Raw genomic sequence first — 18,150 nt, forward strand, 5'->3', positions numbered from 1 at the left:
CCGCTAGAGACAAGGGAAATCCGTGAACGTCGATGCCTTGGATGCCAGGATTGTACGTTTCTTCACCGATGCGCCCAGGGCATCCGTCCTTGAAGCGTCCCGGGTGCTGAAGATAGCCCGTGCCACTGTTCAGTCCCGGCTGGACAAAATGAGCGACGCCGGTGTTATCGGTTCGTGGGTCCCTCACCCGGATCCTGCCCATTTTGGCTTTCCCGTGGTGGCTTTTTGTTCCCTCACCATCAACCAGGATCTGGGACACGACGCCGTGGTGGAAGCACTGGCGGCCATCCCGGAACTGATCGAAATCCATACTGTCTCGGGGAGCTCTGATCTGATGGCCCGCATTGCCGCACGTTCCAATTCGGACCTGCAACGAGTGCTGGACGCCATGATTGCGACCAGGACCGTGGTGCGCGCCTCCTCGGTGATCGTCCTGAATACGCACTTTCATGCCCGGACCCTGCCGTTGCTGGAAGCAGCCGCCGAGCAGGCAACGGGAACACTCCAGGCCTGAGGCCGGCGAAATCCGAAACATTTTGTTTTGAAGCTTCCACCCCTTACGATTAGTTCTAGTCAATCTGACTATAACTGTTTCGCAAGCCCGGTCAGGCCAGGCACGAGCCCGGACACCGCAGGATGCCGTAGGGGGTGGGAACCATGTACACGAACGCAGCCAATGTCTCAGAACGCCAGGCCGCGCCACCATCGCTGGCGATTTCGACTGTCATCTTTGCCCTTCGTCCCAGTGAGCAGTCCGGCCGTCCCACGCTGTGGCTTCCGCTGGTGCGGCGCATCCGGGAGCCTTTCAAAGGACTCTGGGCCCTGCCCGGTGGCCCCCTTTCCCACGCTGAATCCCTTCAGGACGCTGCGTCGCGCAACCTACAGGAAACCACAGGACTGGCGCCAAGATACCTTGAGCAGCTGTACGCCTTCGGAGGCCTCCACCGCTCGCCCACTCAAAGGGTTGTGTCCATCGTCTACTGGGCGCTGGTGCAGCCGACTGAGGCCGCCCTCGCTGATGTGTCCGAAAACGTCAAGTGGTTCCGCGCCGACAGACTGGGGGACTTGGCCTTTGACCACAACGCCATCGTGGACTACGCGCTGTGGCGGCTGCGGAACAAGATGGCTTACGGTTCCATCGCGTACCACCTTCTAGGGGAATACTTCACGCTGGCGCAGGTGCGGGAGGTCTACGAGGCAGTCCTGGACAGGCAACTTGATCCCGCAAACTTCCGCAGGCAACTCAAATCCACCCCTGAGATCCAGGAAACCGGCGAATACCTCCAGGGCGGTAAACACCGTCCTCCACGCCTCTACCGCTATATCGGCCACCCAGGCCTAGACCCAGATAACAGGAGCACACCGTGAGCAGCGTTAACACAGCCATCCAGCTCATCACTCGTGAACAGGCCGAAAAGGGATCGCTGGCCGCGGCGAAAGCCTCTACGTGCAGTCCTGCACTGGCCAAGGGCCCTTGGGACTACGACCTCGCCGAAGCCCTCGCCGGTAAGCCCGCCTATGGTCCCGGTGCGTCAAGTTCCGACGTCGCCCCTCCTGCCACCCCTAGGCAGGGGCAGCTCCCTGAGGAGTACAAGCTGGCCAGTGACGCCGAGCTGGATGCCAGGATCAGGGCTGCCAAAGCGACACTGGGGGAGCGGGCTGTGATCCTGGGCCACTTCTACCAGCGGGACGAGGTGATCGAATACGCCGACTTTGTGGGCGACTCCTTCCAGCTGGCCAATGCGGCCCTCACAAAGCCTGAAGCCGAAGCCATCATCTTCTGCGGCGTGCATTTCATGGCCGAAACCGCCGACATCCTCTCCAAGCCCGATCAGGCTGTGATCCTGCCCAACCTCGCTGCCGGTTGTTCAATGGCCGACATGGCGGATATCGATTCCGTGACGGAGTGCTGGGAGCAGCTGGAGGAAATCTTCGGCACCGAGCCCGACGCCGACGGGCGCGTTCCCGTGATCCCCGTGACCTACATGAATTCTTCGGCGGCCCTCAAGGGGTTCTGCGGAGACCACGGCGGAATCGTCTGCACATCCTCCAACGCAGCCACGGTGCTGGAGTGGGCGTTCCAGCGCGGCCAGAGGGTGTTGTTCTTCCCGGACCAGCACCTTGGCCGCAACACTGCAAAGGCCATGGGCGTGCCCCTGGACCGGATGCCCATGTGGAACCCCCGCAAGGACCTCGGCGGCAACGACGAGACTACCCTGCAGGACTCCCAGGTGATTCTGTGGCACGGCTTCTGCTCAGTTCACAAGCGCTTCAACGTCGGCCAGATCGAAAAAGCACGGATCGACTTCCCCGGAGTGCAGGTGATTGTCCACCCCGAATGCCCCATGGAAGTGGTTGACGCCGCAGATTCGGCCGGATCCACGGACTTCATCAGGAAGGCCATCGCTGCGGCCACTGAACCAACGGTCTTTGCCATCGGTACCGAAATCAACATGGTGAACAGGCTGGCCGCCGAGTACCCGCAGCACACTGTCTTTTGCCTGGACCCGGTCATCTGCCCGTGTTCAACCATGTACCGGATCCACCCGGGCTACCTCGCCTGGGTCCTTGAGGGACTCGTGAACGGCGAAGTGCTCAACCGGATCACCGTCGACGACGCCGTGGCTGGCCCCGCACGCCTGGCGCTGGAACGGATGCTGGCGGCCCGTCCATGAACGGTCAGGAGCCTACGCGCGGGTCCCGGCAGGAGCGTACGCTCGTCGTCGTCGGAAGCGGCATAGCCGGACTGTACGCTGCGCTGCTGGCGGCAGATGCGCCGAGGACCTCTGGCGGCTGGACTGACGTGGTGCTCCTGACCAAAGGACCCCTGGAACAGAGCAACACCTTCTATGCGCAAGGTGGGGTTTCAGCTGTGCTGGAGCCCGGAGAAGCTGCGCCCGGTGACTCTGTTGCCGCACACATTGCGGATACACTCGCAGCCGGCGCAGGCCTGAACAACCCCGAAGCCGTCAGAGTGCTGTGCACGGAAGCGGTCCGCGATATCGCCGGACTGAAGCACTTCGGGGTGGACTTCGACTGTGATGACGCCGGACACCCTGCTTTGGGGCTGGAAGCTGCCCACTCCGCACCACGGATCCTGCATGCCGGAGGGGACGCGACGGGCGCGGGCATCGCCAGGGGACTCATCGCCGCTGTCCTGGAGCGGGCAGTCACCGGAAGGCTGCGGTTGGTGACGGATGCCTTCGTCACCGAACTGACGACGTCGGACGGACGCGTTTCGGGGGTGAGGTACCTCCACAACGGACTGATGACCAGCCTGGAGGCCGACGCCGTGCTGCTGGCTACCGGTGGCGCCGGGCGGCTCTTTGCCCGCACCAGCAATCCGGAGGTGGCCACTGCAGACGGTTTGGCCTGCGCCTGGCGTGCAGGCGCAGCCGTGCGTCACCTGGAGTTCTTCCAGTTCCATCCCACCACGCTCGCGGCAACGGAGCTGCCCGGCGGTCCGCCGCCGCTGCTCATCTCCGAGGCGGTGCGTGGCGAAGGCGCAATCCTGACGGACGCTGCCGGCCACCGGTTCATGCCTGATTACCACCCCGACGCCGAACTTGCCCCGCGCGATGTTGTTTCCCGCAGCATTGCCCTCCACCTTGCAAGGACGGGGGCGCCGGCGGACAGTCCTGTCTACCTGGACGCTCGCGGCATTGAAGCCTCCAAAGGCCCCGGATTCCTGGCGCGGCGTTTCCCCACTCTGACAGCTGCCACCCGTGCTGCCGGTTACGACTGGACCGTACAAGTGCTGCCGGTATCGCCGGCTGCCCATTACTGGATGGGAGGCGTGGCCACAGACCTCTGGGGCCGGACCTCAATCCCGGGGCTCTACGCTGCCGGCGAGGTCGCCTGCACGGGGGCCCAGGGCGCCAACAGGTTGGCAAGCAATTCACTGCTCGAAGGCCTCGTTTTCGGCAGGCGGGCAGTCGAGGCCTACCTGGCCGGTCCTGAATTGACTGCCCCCTTTGACAGATCTGATGCGGGCTTCGCCGCGACTGACGCCGCCTTTGATGGCGAGCCTCCCGTGGAGAATGACGCTGCCCTGGGTTTCCCCGGCCACCAAACCGAGGACTTCACCCGCGGAGCACTGTCCCGGCTCATGACCCGGGCGGCCGGCGTCCTGCGTACCGGTGCAGAGCTGGACCAGGCAGCACGGCAGTTGGCGGTCTGGGCAGCAGATGCGGCCCGGAGTGCCGCGCTGGATGTACGTGACTACGAAGGCCGGAACCTGCTGCTCGCAGCACAGTTGCTCGTTGCCGCAGCACGGTACCGGAAAGAGTCTGTCGGTGCGCACTACCGCTCTGACACCCCAGAGAACTTGCGTGGTCAGGGAGCCACCAGTCTTCCGATGCAAAGGATCAGCTCATGACCTCCACTGTCCAAGCCCTTACTCGAAGCGATGCCGGTTCCGCTGCAGGCAGCGGCGTCCAGGGGAGCCTCCCGGACGCCGCCGTCCTGAAAGTTCTGCGCACCGCGTTGGAAGAGGACGCTCCCTATGGAGACATCACGTCCCAGACCCTGATCCCGCAGGAAGCCCGGGCCACCGCTGTGCTCAACGCAAGGGTTCCTGGCGTACTCAGTGGCGGAAGCGTCTTCGCCGCCGCCATGACGCTCACTGATCCGGACGCCGTCGTCGAACTCCTGGTGGCGGACGGGGAACGTTTCACTGCCGGCACGTCCCTTGCCAGGGTGACAGGAAACGCCAGGGCTGTGTTGCTCGCCGAGCGCGTTGCCTTGAACCTGGTTCAGCGGATGAGCGCGATTGCCACCAAAACTGCCGGGTTTGTGGACCTGGTGGCCGGAACCAAGGCACGGATCACGGACACGAGGAAAACCACCCCGGGGCTTCGCGTCCTGGAGCGTTACGCGGTCCGGTGCGGCGGCGGGGCGAACCACCGCTTCAGCCTGTCCGATGCAGTGCTGGCAAAAGATAACCACTTGGCCGTCATCACGGGCGGTGATTCGCGCAAACTGACGGATCTCCTGCGCCAAGCCAAGGCGCAGTTGGGGCACACTACCCACTTTGAGGTGGAGGTGGACACCATGGAGCAGATCGAACCTGTGCTTGCGGCCGGGGTGGACACCATCATGTTGGACAACTTCAGCCTGACGGACCTGGCGGCCGGCGTCGCACTGGTGAACGGGCGTGCCCGCATCGAGGCGAGCGGCAACGTAAGCCTGGAAACGGTGGCAGGTATTGCCGCAACCGGCGTGGACGTCATCTCAATCGGAGGGCTCACCCATACTGTTGCTGCCTTGGATCTGGGGCTGGACCTGGAGTTGGACCTCACGCCCGGTCACAACTACGCCAACACTCCCGGGACCGCTGAACCGTCATGATTTTCCTCGACGCGGCCGCTACAACACCCGTCCGGCGGGAGGTGCTTGAAGCCATGTGGCCGTACCTCACAGGTGAATTCGGCAACCCCTCCAGCCACCATACGCTCGGAGAAGCTGCCGCCAACGCGCTCGCAGACGCAAGGGCAACTGTGGCACGTGCTCTTTCCTGCCGGCCAGGCGAAGTAACCTTCACCTCAGGCGGTACGGAAGCGGACAACCTGGCCGTAAAAGGAATTTCACTGGCTCGCCAAGCCGCCGACCCACGCCACAACCGGGTAGCCATCAGCGCCATTGAGCACCCGGCAGTAGAGGAATCAGCCAGGTACCTGGAGCGGTTCCACGGGTTCGCCGTTGATGTGGTGCCCGTGGACCATTATGGACAGGTGACACCGGAGGCGCTCGCAGAAGTGCTGCGGCCTGAAACCGCTCTGGTCAGTGTCATGTATGCGAACAACGAGATCGGGACCATTCAGCCGGTGACTGCTTTGGCTGCAGTGGCACACCGGCACGGCATACCGTTCCACACCGATGCCGTGCAGGCCGCAGGCTGGCTTTCCTTGGACACCAAGTCGCTGGGTGTGGATGCCCTGAGTATTTCGGGGCACAAGCTCGGTGCACCCAAGGGCAACGGGGCACTCTATCTCCGAAGCCGGACCCGGGTTGAGCCACTGGTTCATGGCGGAGGCCAGGAGCGCGGGCGCCGCTCAGGCACTGAGAACGTCGCAGGAGCCGTAGCCCTGGCAAAGGCGCTCACGCTGGTTGGTACGGATGAGCAGGGAACTGCCGCTGAATCTTTGGCGGGCAGGGCCGCAGGGCTCCGGGATCGATTCATCCGGAGCGTCCTTGACCTCGTGCCGGGGGCCATCCTGACCGGCCACCCCCGGGAGCGGCTGCCCTCCATCGCATCGTTCTGTTTCCCCGGCACCAGCGGAGAATCTGTCCTGCTGGAACTGGAGCGCCAAGGCGTGGTGTGCTCAAGCGGTTCTGCCTGCGCTGCCGGTTCGGATGCCGCGTCACCGGTGCTGCTCGCCCTCGGGATCGAGGCAGAAGTTGCCCAAACGGCAGTGCGGTTCAGCTTCGAATCAACAGTTGCCGCCACTGAACTGGAGGAAGCAGCAGCAGCAGTGGGCGCCGCCGTCGGGAATATCCGTTCGCTTAGCGGCCGCTGACACTCCGTCCGCTGACAGGCAGTCGTTGGCTGGGACGTACTGCCTTAGGCCAGGCCCTAAGCCAGGGCGGCTGAACCGAAGGCGACACTGAACCTGTCGCACCAGAGCACTACCGTGTCCAGTCCACCCAGGTCTGCGTCGGCAGGAATGACGTAGTTGTGGGTGCCATGGGTTGCTTTGATGGGGCCGAGGTCCAGGTATTTGCCTCCGCGGTACTTGAACCAGTCCCCGCCGGCGTCGAGCTCACTGAGCCAGATCTTGATATCCGGCCCATCGCTGCTCGCCAGATTCTCCAGCCGCACCAGCTGCGTCCCATCCGCCAGCTTAAGGAGGCTGGCCGTACCGCTGGTGGGATGCTCCTGGGATTGAAAATCACCCCGGGCCACCACAAGAGGTGCTGCTTCCGAGGCGGGGGCCCCTGCGGTGGCCGCGGACGGCGTGGGCTGCATAGTTTCCGCGGGGCCCGACGGCGAACCTCCCGTTGGATTCGAGGGGGAGGCAGCGGGTACGGCCTCAGGCAGGGCCTCGTGAAGAGAGCTGCTGGTAAAGAGCCGCCAAGGTTGGAAGAGGTAGGCGCCGATCAACAACACAGCCACCGTGCAGGGAATGAGCACAGCCAGGACTTTGCGGCGTTTGAGGAATTCCATGCCTCTACCGTAGGTGCGGAGGGAATGCCCTGTCCCGGGGAAAGTCTTACCGTTTGCTGACAGCCCCGGGAGAGTCCGCCCAGCCGGGGGAGTCCTGCCCTGGGAGCCCGCCCAGCCTAGGAGAGCCCCCGCCTAGGAGAGCTCGCCTACCGGGATTTCCACTGCGAGGCGGTTGGACGGCCCGGCAAGTGGAGAGGCGAAGGCTTCGTTATAGGCGCAGGACGGGTTGTAGGCGAAATTGAAGTCCAGGATGAACTCCGCAGCAGGGCCGGACCCGCGGATGCCGTGGTAGGCCCCCTTGATGGTGTCAAGGAGGTACCGGCCCGAACTGTAACTGCCGCCGCTCTGCCCGGCGGTGGCATCCCGGAAGGGCACGAATATGCCTCCGCCATAGCCCTGGACCTTCCAGACGGCCAACTGGCCCATCTCGGGAAGGTCAAAGGTTCCGAGCCGGACAAAATGAACCACACCATCGGTGCCTGTGTCGACGCTCATCTCCCGGCCCATACCCTCCTTCGTCAGGGGGATGTTGAAGCGGTAGATGGGATCGTAATCCGCTGTCCGCAGGCCGCCAAAAACGGCCTTGTCGGCAGCTGTCACGGGAGAGGCAGGGTGGGTCCCGAACATGCGGTCACGCTCTTGCCGCCAATAGGAATGCGCTTCCGCCGGGTTGTCGGCGGCAATCCGCCTGACATTGTCATAAAGGGCGAAGGTCCGTAGCCGCCAGTCTGCGACGTCGACGGGGGAGATGTCCGTGATGTTGTCGCCGCCCCGATTTTCTTGCAAGTTCGCCATTCCCCCAGCCTAGTCGCCTTTGGTACCCCCACCGCGAAACGCTGCCCCGACGACGACGGCGGGTCCCTGCTGACCGCTACGCTGGGAGGCATGACTGGGACTGGAATCTCCGCATCGCTTCGGCTGACCTTAGTGCTGCTCGTAGCGGCTGGGGCGATGGCCGGCTGCAGCACCGATGGTAAAGGCACTCCGGCGTGGACGGCGGGCGCGAGTCCCTCAGATTCCGCTTCCCCGGCTCCTACAGCCAATTCGACGGAAACCGCCATACCCGGAACTGGAACTCCGGAGGCCACGCCGTCGGGAGCTGAAACTCCGGTGGTGGGTGCCACTGCTTCCGCCTGGAAGGTCTTCAACGATCCCGGGAAAACGGTGAGCTTCGAGCTCCCGCAGGATTGGATTACGCAGTCCCTGCCGCCCGTTGAAGGCTCCCTGCCCGGTGCCCTGAAAATTGAGGTGAAGGATGCCAAGGGGGCTTACCTGGCCACTCTTCAGACCGGGTTGCCGGCGGCGGCTCCGGCGGATTGCGCTGCTGCATCAGCGAAGCCCTACGTGGTTGTCAGCAGTGTTCCCGTTGAATTGCCTCATGCCGACGGGGAGGGAACCATTCCGCCGCGGGTAGTGTTCCGCGTCATCCAGGGGTATAAATTCTTCGGTTCATTTGGCATCACCAACATGGTGGGTGGCACGGACGGAAGGGCCTGCACTCTACAGAACATGGTCCGCGGTCCGGCAGGCAAGGGCAACTATTCCTTCGGCGATCTCACTGCGTTGAAGGCCTTCGCCACGGATGAAAAAGTGGCCCCGGCGAAATCCTTTAACACGTTAGAAGAGGCGGCCAAGTACGTCAACGAGGGGTCTGAATTCGCCAACGTCCAGCGGATGCTAATGTCTCTGAAGATCAATAACTAGTCCCAACGTTTGCCATTGCTTCTGGCCGGCGGTTTGAGGGCTGCTCTGCTTCCACTCATATTCCGGAGATACATGCAACGCTCAGTCGCCGCCCGGCTCGTCTTCAAGACCACTGCCGATACGAAAGTTGCGCTGGCCGTTGCCGTGGCCAAGAACCCAGGCTATTCGTCGGTGACAGAAACGCTGTCCGTGACGGCGGCCGGCCAGGACGTTCCCGTCACAGAGCTGGCCGATGATCATGGTGGAAGGTTCCATTACTTCGAGTTGGCTGATCCCTCCGAAGTAACCGTTGATTATGCTGCAACAGTGTCCGGAACGGCGGTACCGCAGGAACCGACGCTTATGGAACTGATCCGCTACGTCCGGCCCAGCCGGTATGCGGAGTCTGATCGCCTTCTGCCCACCGCCTACGCTGAATTCGGCGGGCTCCAGGGGGAAGAACTCCTGCACACCGTCCGGAACTGGGTGTCCACAGAGCTGCGCTACATCAGTGGATCCTCGCGGGGAACCGACGGGGCGGTGGAGACCCTGCTACACCGAAGGGGTGTTTGCAGGGACTTCGCCCACCTGGCCATTGCCCTGTTGCGGTCCAAAAACGTACCGTGCCGGCTGGCTGCTGTCTACGCACCCGGACTGAGCCCCATGGATTTCCATGCCGTGGTGGAGGCGCATCTCAACGGGGCCTGGCAGATCATCGACCCCACAGGATTGGCACCGCGCGAGAGCATGCTCCGCATCACGGCAGGCCGGGACTCCTCCGACACCGCCTTCCTTTCCACAATCGGAGGAAGCCTGACCCTGAGGGAACTGGGCGTCACCGCCGTGGTGGACGGAATACTGCCGGAGGAAGACCCGTCAAAGCTGGTAGTACTTCGCTAGTGCCCGGCCTGGACGGCTAGTTCCTGCCGACGGCAGCTCGGAGCTTCTCAGTCAGCCGGAGCAATTCCCGCTGTTCAGCCGCAGTCAGCGACGGCGTCATCAGCGCTTCAATATCGCGTACATGCAACCTGCCGATCTGTTTCTGCAGATCACTTCCCGCTTCGGTGAGCTTCAGCAGGACCCCCCTGCCGTCGTCGGGAGCGGGCATACGCTCCACCAGGCCGCGCTTCTCCAGGCGCTCCACCAGCCGGCTCAGGCTGGATTGACTCAGCAGAATGTGGTCGTTCAGTTCATTGAGCCGGAGCCAGCCCGAGGGGCAGCGCGACAATGTGAACAGGACGTCGTATTCGTTGAGGGCTATTGATTTGAAAGCAGGTCCGGACTGCAGACGCCGCATCACGGCAACCTGGGCGCGGAAGAGAGACTCCCAGGTTTCCGCCGCAAGGCGGACCGGCGATTCCGCTGCACGGTCGGCCATCAGGCCTCCTTTGCTGAGGCTGCTGCCGTCCCTGCGGTCTGAGGCAGAGCTGCGGAGTCCTTGTCCTGTGCCCCCAGCAGGGCAGCGACGCGGGCAGCATGGGTGGGAGGCTCGGGAACGTGGGCCGGCTTAAGGGCCGCATATTCCTTGCGAAGGACGGGAAGGACTTCTTCGCCGAACAGATCAAGCTGCTCCAGTACGGTTTTCAGCGGCAGGCCCGCATGGTCAATGAGGAACAGCTGCCGCTGGTAGTCACCAAAGAATTCCCTGAAGGTGAGGGTCTTTTCGATGACTTCCTGGGGGCTTCCGACAGTCAGCGGAGTCTGTGACGTGAAGTCTTCCAGCGACGGTCCGTGGCCGTACACCGGTGCATTGTCGAAGTATGGCCGGAATTCGTTGACGGCATCCTGGGAGTTCTTGCGCATGAAGAACTGTCCGCCCAGCCCGACGATGGCCTGATCCGCCGTCCCGTGTCCGTAGTGCTCATAGCGCTCGCGGTAAAGACCGATCAGCTGCTGGTAGTGCTCTTTGGGCCAGAAAATGTTGTTCGCAAAGAAGCCATCGCCATAGTAGGCCGCCACTTCCGCAATTTGCGGGCTGCGGATCGACCCGTGCCAGACGAAGGGCGCAACGCCGTCGAGAGGGCGTGGAGTGGAGGTGAAGTTCTGCAGAGGCGTGCGGTGCTTACCTGACCAGTTGACGGTGTCCTCGTCCCAGAGGCGCCGCAGCAGGCTGTAGTTCTCGATCGCCAGTTCGATGCCGTCCTGGATGTTCTTGCCGAACCACGGGTACACCGGTGCCGTGTTGCCCCGCCCCATGACCAGATCTACCCGGCCGTCGGCAAGGTGCTGGAGCATTGCGTAGTCTTCCGCGATTTTCACCGGATCGTTGGTGGTGATCAGCGTGGTGGCCGTGGAGAGGATGATCCGTTCCGTCTGCGCTGCGATATAGGCCAATGTGGTGGTGGGCGAGGAGGAGAAGAAGGGCCGGTTGTGGTGCTCCCCGATCGCAAAGACATCCATGCCGATCTCTTCGACCTTCTTGGCGATGGCCACTTCCGCCTTGATGCGCTCGTTCTCAGTGGGAGCACGGTCCGTGGTGGGGTCAGTGGTGATGTCGCTGACGCTGAATACGCCGATCTGCATGGTGTCCCTTTCAGATTCATGAAGTTCCGGAAACTGATTCCAGTATAGCCGGATATACATGCATTTGCATCTATCGATGGATACAACGCAGGGAGGAAGGAATTATTCCCAGGAGGGCGCCGGCCCGGAAGAGTCAGCTCGGCTCTCCGGGAGCAGCCCGCCGTCCGCTGGCTTTGGGGATCATTCCCGTGGTCCAGTCGGGGAATTCTGCATCGACATCTGCGGCCGGGGTGAAGGCGGGCCGCAGCTTCATAGCCAACAGGAGGGACTTCTTTTCACGTCGGCCCTCCACCAGCCGGTAGAGAACCGGTACCAGGACCAGGGTCAGGGCCGTGGAGGAGAGGAGCCCGCCGATAACCACTATCGCCAATGGCTGTGAGATGAATCCGCCGCCGCCGGTAAAGCCCAATGCCATGGGTGTCAGCGCGAAAACAGTGGCGAGGGCTGTCATCAGGATCGGCCGGAGGCGTTGGCGGGCACCATGGACGATGGCATCTGCCACGTTCATTCCGGGCCGGCCGTCCCGTGGCAGCCGGTACTGGTTGATGAGGTCTATCAGCACAATGGCATTGGTGACCACGATGCCCACCAGCATCAGCATTCCGATGAGTGAAGGTAAGCCCAGGGGAATACCGGTCAGAAGCAGCAGTGCGATGGCGCCCGTTGCTGCAAAAGGAATGGACACGAGCAGTATCAGGGGCTGCACCAGTGATTTGAAGGTCGCCACCATAATCACGTACACAATCGCGATGGCAGCCAGCAGCGCGAGCCCCAACTGCTGGAATGATTCGGCTTGCTGGGTGGTGGCGCCGCCGATCTCCGCAGTAACCCCGGGCGGCAACTGAACGGTCTTCAACCTGTTCTGCACCTCGGCACTGACGGCACCAAGATTGGACCCCGACGGCGTGACGGAGACTGTCGCCGTCCGCTGCCCGCCGCTTGCAGTAATAGAGACGGGAGCGTCCACCTGTTCGACGGAAGCGATACTGCCGAGCGTCACTCCCTTGCCGCCCGGAAGCGGGATGTTCCTGACGGCATCAATGCTCTTGAACTGTGTGCCAACACCGATCTGGACGGGAAAATCATTTGTATCGATCCGGACAGTTCCTGCCGGAATGGGACTGATGGTGGCCGCCAGGACACCCGCGACCCGCTCTTCATTGAGTCCAGCGGCGACGGCCTTTGCCCGGTCCACCTTGACCTGCACAACAGGCTGGGTGGTGGCCAGATTGGTTACCGTCTCGGTGCTTCCCGGGACGCTGTCCATGGCCTGGACCATGGCATCACTCGCAGTCCGCAGGTCTGCTGAGTTCGATGCCTTGAGGGTAATGTCCACCGTTGATGACGTGCCGAGGCCACCTTGCTGGGTTGCTACGGAAATCTTTCCTTCGACGCCGGCTTCTTTCAGGCGCTCACGCACGGTGTCCTGAAGCAGGGACTGCTTTGCCTTCTCATCAGTGACCACCGTGAACGTCGAGTTTGAGGCACCTGTGGAGAGGAGTGCGGCAAAGCCGGCCTGGGCATTGCCGGTGGTGACCTGGACATCCTTGATTCCGTCAACGTCGTCCAAGACATCTTCTACCTTGGCGGCCGCGGCGCCTGCATCGGCGAGGCTTGTCCCTGCCGGCAGTTGCTGGCGGATGCTCATGCTGTTCTGGCCAGAGCTGCCCAGGAGATCGGTGGCCAGCAACGGAGTCATGGCCGCCGTCGCGCCCAGGACCAGCACCGCGGCCACCAGCGTCACCACAGGGTGTTTCTGTGTCTTGTGGAGGATGGGAAGGTAGCCCCGCTGCAAGACGGTGCGTTGTTCAGCTTCGTGGGCCATCGCAGCTGTCTCAGCAGCTGTGCCCGGATCCGCTGCAGCGGGAGCCCCCTTGAGGAACCAGTAGGCCAGGACCGGCACGATAGTCAGCGACACCAGCAGGGAGGACAACAGGGCAATGGTGACGGTGAGGGCAAACGGGCGGAAAAGCTCCCCGGCCAATTCCCCCACAAATGCGATGGGGAGGAACACTGCCACGGTGGTGAGGGTCGAGGCCGTGATAGCGCCGGCAACTTCCCGGATGGCCGTGAGGATGGCAGTGATCTTGGGCTCCCCGTAGCTCAAGTGGCGCTTGATGTTCTCGATCACCACGATCGAGTCATCCACAACGCGGCCGATCGCGATGGTCAATGCACCGAGGGTCAGGATATTCAGCGAGTATCCGGTCCCCGAAAGGCCAATGAACGTGATCAGCAGCGAGAGGGGAATGGAGACAGCCGTCACCAGCGTGGATCGCACTGAGAGCAGGAACACCAGGATGACGGCGACGGCGAAGCCGAGACCCAGCAGGCCTTCAGTGGTCAGGTCCTTGATGGATTTTTCAATGAACGGCGCCTGGTCGAAAACGGGAGTGAAGGTGGCGTTGGCTCCGAGCTCGGCCTCAAGCTGGGGGAGTGCAGCATTGACGGCGTGCGAGATCGCCACAGTGTCGCCGTCGGGCTTCTTGGTAACGGACAGCGCAAGGGTCTCCTTGCCGTTGGTCCGGGTGATCGAAGTCCTGGTGTCGTCTTCGATGCTGACATCCGCCACGCTGCCGATGGTCGCAGCATCCCTGGCGCCACCAAGGGGAAGGGCCTTGATGGCATCCAGGGAATCAACAGGACTTCCGATCTGCAGGGACAGGGACTTGCCCTGTTCCTCGATGGTTCCGGCAGGCACCAGTGCCCCGTTGTTCTTCAGCGCATCGCTGATCGACTGGATCGTGGCAGCTCTGGCCGCCATGGCATCGGGGCGGGGAAGGATCCGGATGTGCTGGGTGGCTCCGCCGGTCACCTCGGCGCCCCTGACGCCGTCGATCTTCTGCAAGGCAGGAACGCTGAGCCGAAGCAGGTCAGCGTTCAGTTCGCTCAGTGACCTGTCAGAGGACACCGCCAGAAAGACAATCGGGAAATCACTGATGCTCCCGGCGATGGCCTGTGGCTCGACGTCTTCGGGCAAAGTCCGTTTGGCGTTGGAGATGGCCCGGTCTATCTGGTTCCGGGCACGGTCCAGGTTCGAGCCGTAGGTGAAGACCAGATTGATCTGCGATACACCATTACGGGATGTAGCCGACGTCGATTCCAGACCCTCGACCCCGTTCAGCGCGGTCTCCAAGGGTCCGCTGACCTGTTTGTCCACCACTTCCGGCGAAGCGCCGGGCATGGAGGAGATAACGGTGATCCTCGGGAACTCGATGGACGGGATGAGCTCCTGCTTCAGAGATGACATCGTGATCACGCCGAATACCGAGGCGAAGACGGTGATGAGCGCGATCAGGGCCCGGTTTGCCAGCGATAGCTTTGCCAGCCGGAACATCTCATTATCTCCTGGTGGATTGACGGACAAGGATCGAATGCACAGCCCGCCGCATCCCCTGCCGGATCAGCTCTTTGTCGCCTTGACCGTTTCCAGCTGGAGTGCCTTGGCGGTCTCTTCTTCAAGCTGAACAGCGAGCTCGGGGTTGTCATTGAGCTTCACGCCGTACCCAGGCATCATCTCCTTAAGCTTTGACTGCCAGCCCTTGAAATTCTTGGGGAAGGACTTCTGCAGGAGCTCGATCATGATGGGTACAGCAGTGGAGGCACCGGGGGATGCGCCAAGCAAGGCACCGATGGAACCGTCGCGGCCGGCGATCACTTCAGTGCCGAATTGGAGCACACCGCCCTTTTTCGGATCTTTCTTAATGATCTGAACACGCTGGCCGGCCGTGATGAGTTCCCAATCGCCGTCTTTTGCTTCCGGATAGTACTCGCGAAGGGCCTCTACCTTTTCCCCGTGACGCTTCGCAACTTCCTTGATCAGGTAGGCGGTCAGGTCCATGTTGTCCTTGCCTACAGCAAGCATCGGGACAATATTGTGGGGCCGGATGGAACGGGGGAGGTCCAAGTAGGAGCCGTTTTTCAGGAAGTTCGTGGAGAAGCCCGCATACGGGCCGAAGAGCAGGGACCTTTTGCCCTGGACGAACCGCGTGTCCAGGTGGGGGACGGACATGGGAGGTGCTCCCACGGATGCCTGTCCGTAGACCTTCGCGCTGTGCTGGACGGCCAGTTTCTCATCGGTGCAGCGGAAGAACTGTCCTGATACCGGGAACCCGCCGAAGCCCTTGCTTTCCGGTATTCCCGAGGCCTGCAGCAGGTGCAGCGCACCGCCGCCGGCTCCCACAAACACATACTTCGCGTGGATTTTTCCGTGCTCGCCCGACTTCGGATACTTCAGGGACAGGTCCCAGCCGCCATCTGACGCGCGGCGGATCCCGGTGACATCGTGGCCGTAGTTGATTTCCACGCCGTTGTTGCCCAGATAGGTGATGAGGTCGCGGGTCAGGGCCCCGAAGTCGACGTCGGTACCCTCCGCGGCGCGTGTGGCGGCCACACGCTGCTTCGAGTCACGGCCCTTAACGATCAGGGGAGCCCATTTGGCGATCTGGGCCTGGTCTTCGGAGTACTCCATGTTGCGGAAGAGCACATTGGGCTTCAAGGCGTTGTAACGGTTCTTCAGGAAGCCGGCGTTGTCCTCGCCAATGACGAAGCTCATGTGGGGGACGGTGTTGATGAAGTTCTTGGGCGAACCGATCAATGACCTGGTCACCAGGTGCGACCAGAACTGGCGCGACAACTGGAACTGCTCGTTGATGTGAAGGGCCTTGGAGGGGTCGACCGAGCCGTCTTTGGCTGCCGGGGTGTAGTTGAGCTCACACAGTGCGGCGTGGCCGGTGCCCGCATTGTTCCAGGGGCCTGAGCTCTCCAGCCCGGCCTCGTCCAGGCGTTCGAAAAGGGAAACTGTCCAGTTCGGTTCGAGCTGCTTGATGAAGGCGCCGAGAGTGGCGCTCATGATGCCGCCGCCAATCAGGACGACGTCGGCATGTTTTGTCTTGGAAATGAAAGTCACAATCAGTCTCCGATAGCAGCGGCTCTGGCTGTCACAGAATATCCCCGCGCAGGCTACTTACTGAAATTGCCGGCGTCCGTCAAGGCTTCAGCTCGACCTTTGTGAAAACCTCGTTTAAGACCGGGGAAGCGGGGTATTTGAGGACACGGTCTGAGAGTGCAAGGGCCGAAATGGGAAACGCGATCGGCACAGCCGGGACCGACGCAGCGATCTGGTTATTGATGGTGTGATACAGATCCGTACGCTCCTGGCCCTCCGGCAGCCCCCGTGCCCGCTCGATCTTCGAGAAGACCTGGGCGTCCTGGTAGCCGAACTCTCCGTTCTTCTCACCAAAAAGGGGCCCGACGAAGTTGTCCGGATCAGAGTACGAGCCGTTCCACCCCAGCAGATGCAGTGCATGATCGCCCGGAGACTGAACTTTTTGCAGGTACCCGTCTGACCATTCGATGGGTACGGGTTTGATGTTGAAGCCGACGGCCGTCAGTTCCCTGCTGATTTCTGCGTAGATCTTTTCCGGGGTGGGAAGGTAGGGCCTGGTCACGTTCAGCGGGTAGTAGAACTTGAGTTGCTCGCCCTTATAGCCGGACTTCGCCAGAAGATCCTTGGCCTTCGCCGGATCGTAGCCAAGGGTAGGCGCGTCGTTATTGAACCCATTCAGCTTGGGCGGCACAAACTGCGCAGCCTCCGCCGTGTTGTCGATGTAGAACTTCCGGATCAGTGTGTCCTTGTCCAGCGCCATTTCGATCGCCTGGCGTACCTCCAGGTTCTGGAGGATCGGTATTTCCTGGTTCATGCCGAGGTACATCACCGAGAAGGGATCACGCTGGATGATCTGCTTCCCTTGCTTGACCAGCTGATCAAAGTTGCCGACAGTGACGGCGTCATAACCATCGATCTTGCCGTCCAGCAGGGCCTGTAGCCTGGCCTGCGGATGATCGTAGGTGACAAAGTTGATGGTTCCGATTTGGCCTTTGTCCCCCCAGTAGTCCTTATTGCTGACGAGGGTGACTTTGGTGTTATCCCAGCCGGCAAAACTGTAGGGGCCGGTGCCAACCGGATGCGCGGCGTATTTCGAGATCGCCATGCCCTCACGGGTCTGGTCCAGGACGTCCGCCGTTCCTTCCGCCATCGCTTTGGGGGAGGACATCCCGAAGGCCGGCAGCGTCAGGGCCTGGAGGAAGCCGGTGAATCGCTGAGTGAGGTCGATCCGGACATTGTCCGGGGCAAGTGCTGAGCAGCCTTTATAGATAGACAGCGAAGCCTGGTCCGAATGGGCCTCAAAGACGCCTTTGAAGGAGCTCCCGGGGGCCTGTTGCCGCAGTGACGCGGGAAAGTTGAACCAACGGTCGAAGTTGGTGCAGACAGACTTGGCGTCGAAGGGGCTGCCGTCCTGGAACTTGACGCCGCTCCGGAGCTTGAAGGTGTAGCTGCGGCCGTTATCCGTCTCATTCCATTCGGTGGCAAGAAGGGGAGTGGGGAGCCCCGTGGTCTGGTCTACTCCTACGAGACCCTCCAGGACCTGGCGGCTTACCCGGAAGGCTTCTATGTCCGAGACCAAAGCGGGATCGAGCCCTAAGGGCTGCGCCGCTGTGCCGAAGGTAAAAGTGGCGGTGGGTCCGGTGGCTGCCAGAGCTGAGCTGGCGGACGGCGAAGGCGAAGGCAAGGGCGCCCCGGTGCAGGAGACGAGCAACAACGCCAGGAGTGCGGCGCCAATGCTTCCTCCGACGCTGCGCGGTTTACTTCTGGGCACTCGCTGATCACCTCGGGACGGCTGGGCGCTCCGCGGACTGCAGAACAGTCATTAGTCTAATTGACCGTCAGCCAACAGGGCCCGCACCAATGTGCGGGCCCTGTTGCCTTCTGGGCGGCT

General features: G+C 62.2%; 15 protein-coding genes. 8 read left to right on the plus strand and 7 right to left on the minus strand.

Going from position 1 to position 18,150, the window contains the following annotated elements; all coding sequences use genetic code 11:
- Positions 1-22: 22 nt before the first annotated feature.
- The 6 genes from M1E02_RS07925 to M1E02_RS07950 all read left to right on the plus strand — a co-directional run bounded on the left by M1E02_RS07925 (position 23) and on the right by M1E02_RS07950 (position 6,518).
- Complete coding sequence (locus M1E02_RS07925) at positions 23-514, plus strand: Lrp/AsnC family transcriptional regulator (RefSeq protein ID WP_479377531.1); 492 nt, start codon at positions 23-25, stop codon at positions 512-514.
- A 143-nt stretch (positions 515-657) separates the two neighbouring features.
- Positions 658-1,368, plus strand: a complete 711-nt coding sequence (locus tag M1E02_RS07930; RefSeq protein ID WP_479377532.1) for an NUDIX hydrolase — start codon at positions 658-660, stop codon at positions 1,366-1,368.
- Positions 1,365-2,675, plus strand: a complete 1,311-nt coding sequence (nadA, locus tag M1E02_RS07935) for a quinolinate synthase NadA (RefSeq protein ID WP_479377533.1) — start codon at positions 1,365-1,367, stop codon at positions 2,673-2,675. The genes M1E02_RS07930 and nadA overlap by 4 nt, the downstream gene beginning before the upstream one ends.
- Positions 2,672-4,378, plus strand: a complete 1,707-nt coding sequence (gene nadB / locus M1E02_RS07940; RefSeq protein ID WP_479377534.1) for an L-aspartate oxidase — start codon at positions 2,672-2,674, stop codon at positions 4,376-4,378. Before nadA ends, nadB begins: the two co-directional genes overlap by 4 nt.
- Positions 4,375-5,349 carry a carboxylating nicotinate-nucleotide diphosphorylase gene (gene nadC / locus M1E02_RS07945; protein ID WP_479377535.1) on the plus strand — a complete coding sequence of 325 codons (975 nt, stop codon included), beginning with the start codon at positions 4,375-4,377 and terminating at the stop codon, positions 5,347-5,349. The genes nadB and nadC overlap by 4 nt, the downstream gene beginning before the upstream one ends.
- Positions 5,346-6,518 (plus strand): cysteine desulfurase family protein, encoded by a 1,173-nt coding sequence (locus M1E02_RS07950; RefSeq protein WP_479377536.1) that lies wholly within the window; start codon positions 5,346-5,348, stop codon positions 6,516-6,518. Before nadC ends, M1E02_RS07950 begins: the two co-directional genes overlap by 4 nt.
- Before the next feature lie 56 nt (positions 6,519-6,574).
- Here the strand turns inward: M1E02_RS07950 and M1E02_RS07955 are convergent, their stop codons facing one another.
- Positions 6,575-7,165: a DM13 domain-containing protein gene (locus M1E02_RS07955; protein WP_479377537.1), complete on the minus strand. Its 591-nt coding sequence runs from the start codon at positions 7,163-7,165 to the stop codon at positions 6,575-6,577.
- Between the two features lie 132 nt (positions 7,166-7,297).
- Positions 7,298-7,960, minus strand: coding sequence for a DUF1684 domain-containing protein (locus M1E02_RS07960; protein ID WP_479377538.1), 663 nt, complete (start codon positions 7,958-7,960; stop codon positions 7,298-7,300).
- A 90-nt stretch (positions 7,961-8,050) separates the two neighbouring features.
- Between M1E02_RS07960 and M1E02_RS07965 the strand changes: the two genes are divergently transcribed.
- Complete coding sequence (locus tag M1E02_RS07965) at positions 8,051-8,869, plus strand: hypothetical protein (protein ID WP_479377539.1); 819 nt, start codon at positions 8,051-8,053, stop codon at positions 8,867-8,869.
- Between the two features lie 72 nt (positions 8,870-8,941).
- Positions 8,942-9,748, plus strand: a complete 807-nt coding sequence (locus tag M1E02_RS07970; protein WP_479377540.1) for a transglutaminase-like domain-containing protein — start codon at positions 8,942-8,944, stop codon at positions 9,746-9,748.
- Between the two features lie 16 nt (positions 9,749-9,764).
- Here the strand turns inward: M1E02_RS07970 and M1E02_RS07975 are convergent, their stop codons facing one another.
- The 5 genes from M1E02_RS07975 to M1E02_RS07995 form a co-directional block, all read right to left on the minus strand.
- Complete coding sequence (locus M1E02_RS07975) at positions 9,765-10,226, minus strand: MarR family winged helix-turn-helix transcriptional regulator (RefSeq protein WP_479377541.1); 462 nt, start codon at positions 10,224-10,226, stop codon at positions 9,765-9,767.
- A complete protein-coding gene (locus M1E02_RS07980) occupies positions 10,226-11,371 on the minus strand; it encodes an LLM class flavin-dependent oxidoreductase (protein ID WP_479377542.1) in 1,146 nt (381 codons plus the stop codon). The genes M1E02_RS07975 and M1E02_RS07980 overlap by 1 nt, the downstream gene beginning before the upstream one ends.
- A gap of 133 nt (positions 11,372-11,504) precedes the next feature.
- Positions 11,505-14,708: an efflux RND transporter permease subunit gene (locus tag M1E02_RS07985; RefSeq protein WP_479377543.1), complete on the minus strand. Its 3,204-nt coding sequence runs from the start codon at positions 14,706-14,708 to the stop codon at positions 11,505-11,507.
- A gap of 66 nt (positions 14,709-14,774) precedes the next feature.
- Positions 14,775-16,280 (minus strand): malate:quinone oxidoreductase, encoded by a 1,506-nt coding sequence (locus tag M1E02_RS07990; RefSeq protein ID WP_479377544.1) that lies wholly within the window; start codon positions 16,278-16,280, stop codon positions 14,775-14,777.
- A 79-nt stretch (positions 16,281-16,359) separates the two neighbouring features.
- The gene (locus M1E02_RS07995) at positions 16,360-18,030 is read right to left on the minus strand and encodes an ABC transporter substrate-binding protein (RefSeq protein WP_479377545.1); all 1,671 of its coding nucleotides are present in this window, start codon (positions 18,028-18,030) and stop codon (positions 16,360-16,362) included.
- Positions 18,031-18,150 lie beyond the last annotated feature (120 nt).

The sequence above is a fragment of the Arthrobacter sp. Z5-13 genome (genome assembly GCF_056499105.1).

Coding starts and splice junctions, on each gene's coding strand:
- M1E02_RS07970 (WP_479377540.1), top strand. CDS start 8,942: ATGCAACGCTCAGTCGCCGCCCGGCTCGTCTTCAAGACCACTGCCGAT.
- M1E02_RS07985 (WP_479377543.1), bottom strand. CDS start 14,708: ATGTTCCGGCTGGCAAAGCTATCGCTGGCAAACCGGGCCCTGATCGCG.
- M1E02_RS07975 (WP_479377541.1), bottom strand. CDS start 10,226: ATGGCCGACCGTGCAGCGGAATCGCCGGTCCGCCTTGCGGCGGAAACC.
- M1E02_RS07950 (WP_479377536.1), top strand. CDS start 5,346: ATGATTTTCCTCGACGCGGCCGCTACAACACCCGTCCGGCGGGAGGTG.
- nadC (WP_479377535.1), top strand. CDS start 4,375: ATGACCTCCACTGTCCAAGCCCTTACTCGAAGCGATGCCGGTTCCGCT.
- M1E02_RS07930 (WP_479377532.1), top strand. CDS start 658: ATGTACACGAACGCAGCCAATGTCTCAGAACGCCAGGCCGCGCCACCA.
- nadB (WP_479377534.1), top strand. CDS start 2,672: ATGAACGGTCAGGAGCCTACGCGCGGGTCCCGGCAGGAGCGTACGCTC.
- M1E02_RS07955 (WP_479377537.1), bottom strand. CDS start 7,165: ATGGAATTCCTCAAACGCCGCAAAGTCCTGGCTGTGCTCATTCCCTGC.
- M1E02_RS07965 (WP_479377539.1), top strand. CDS start 8,051: ATGACTGGGACTGGAATCTCCGCATCGCTTCGGCTGACCTTAGTGCTG.
- M1E02_RS07960 (WP_479377538.1), bottom strand. CDS start 7,960: ATGGCGAACTTGCAAGAAAATCGGGGCGGCGACAACATCACGGACATC.
- M1E02_RS07980 (WP_479377542.1), bottom strand. CDS start 11,371: ATGCAGATCGGCGTATTCAGCGTCAGCGACATCACCACTGACCCCACC.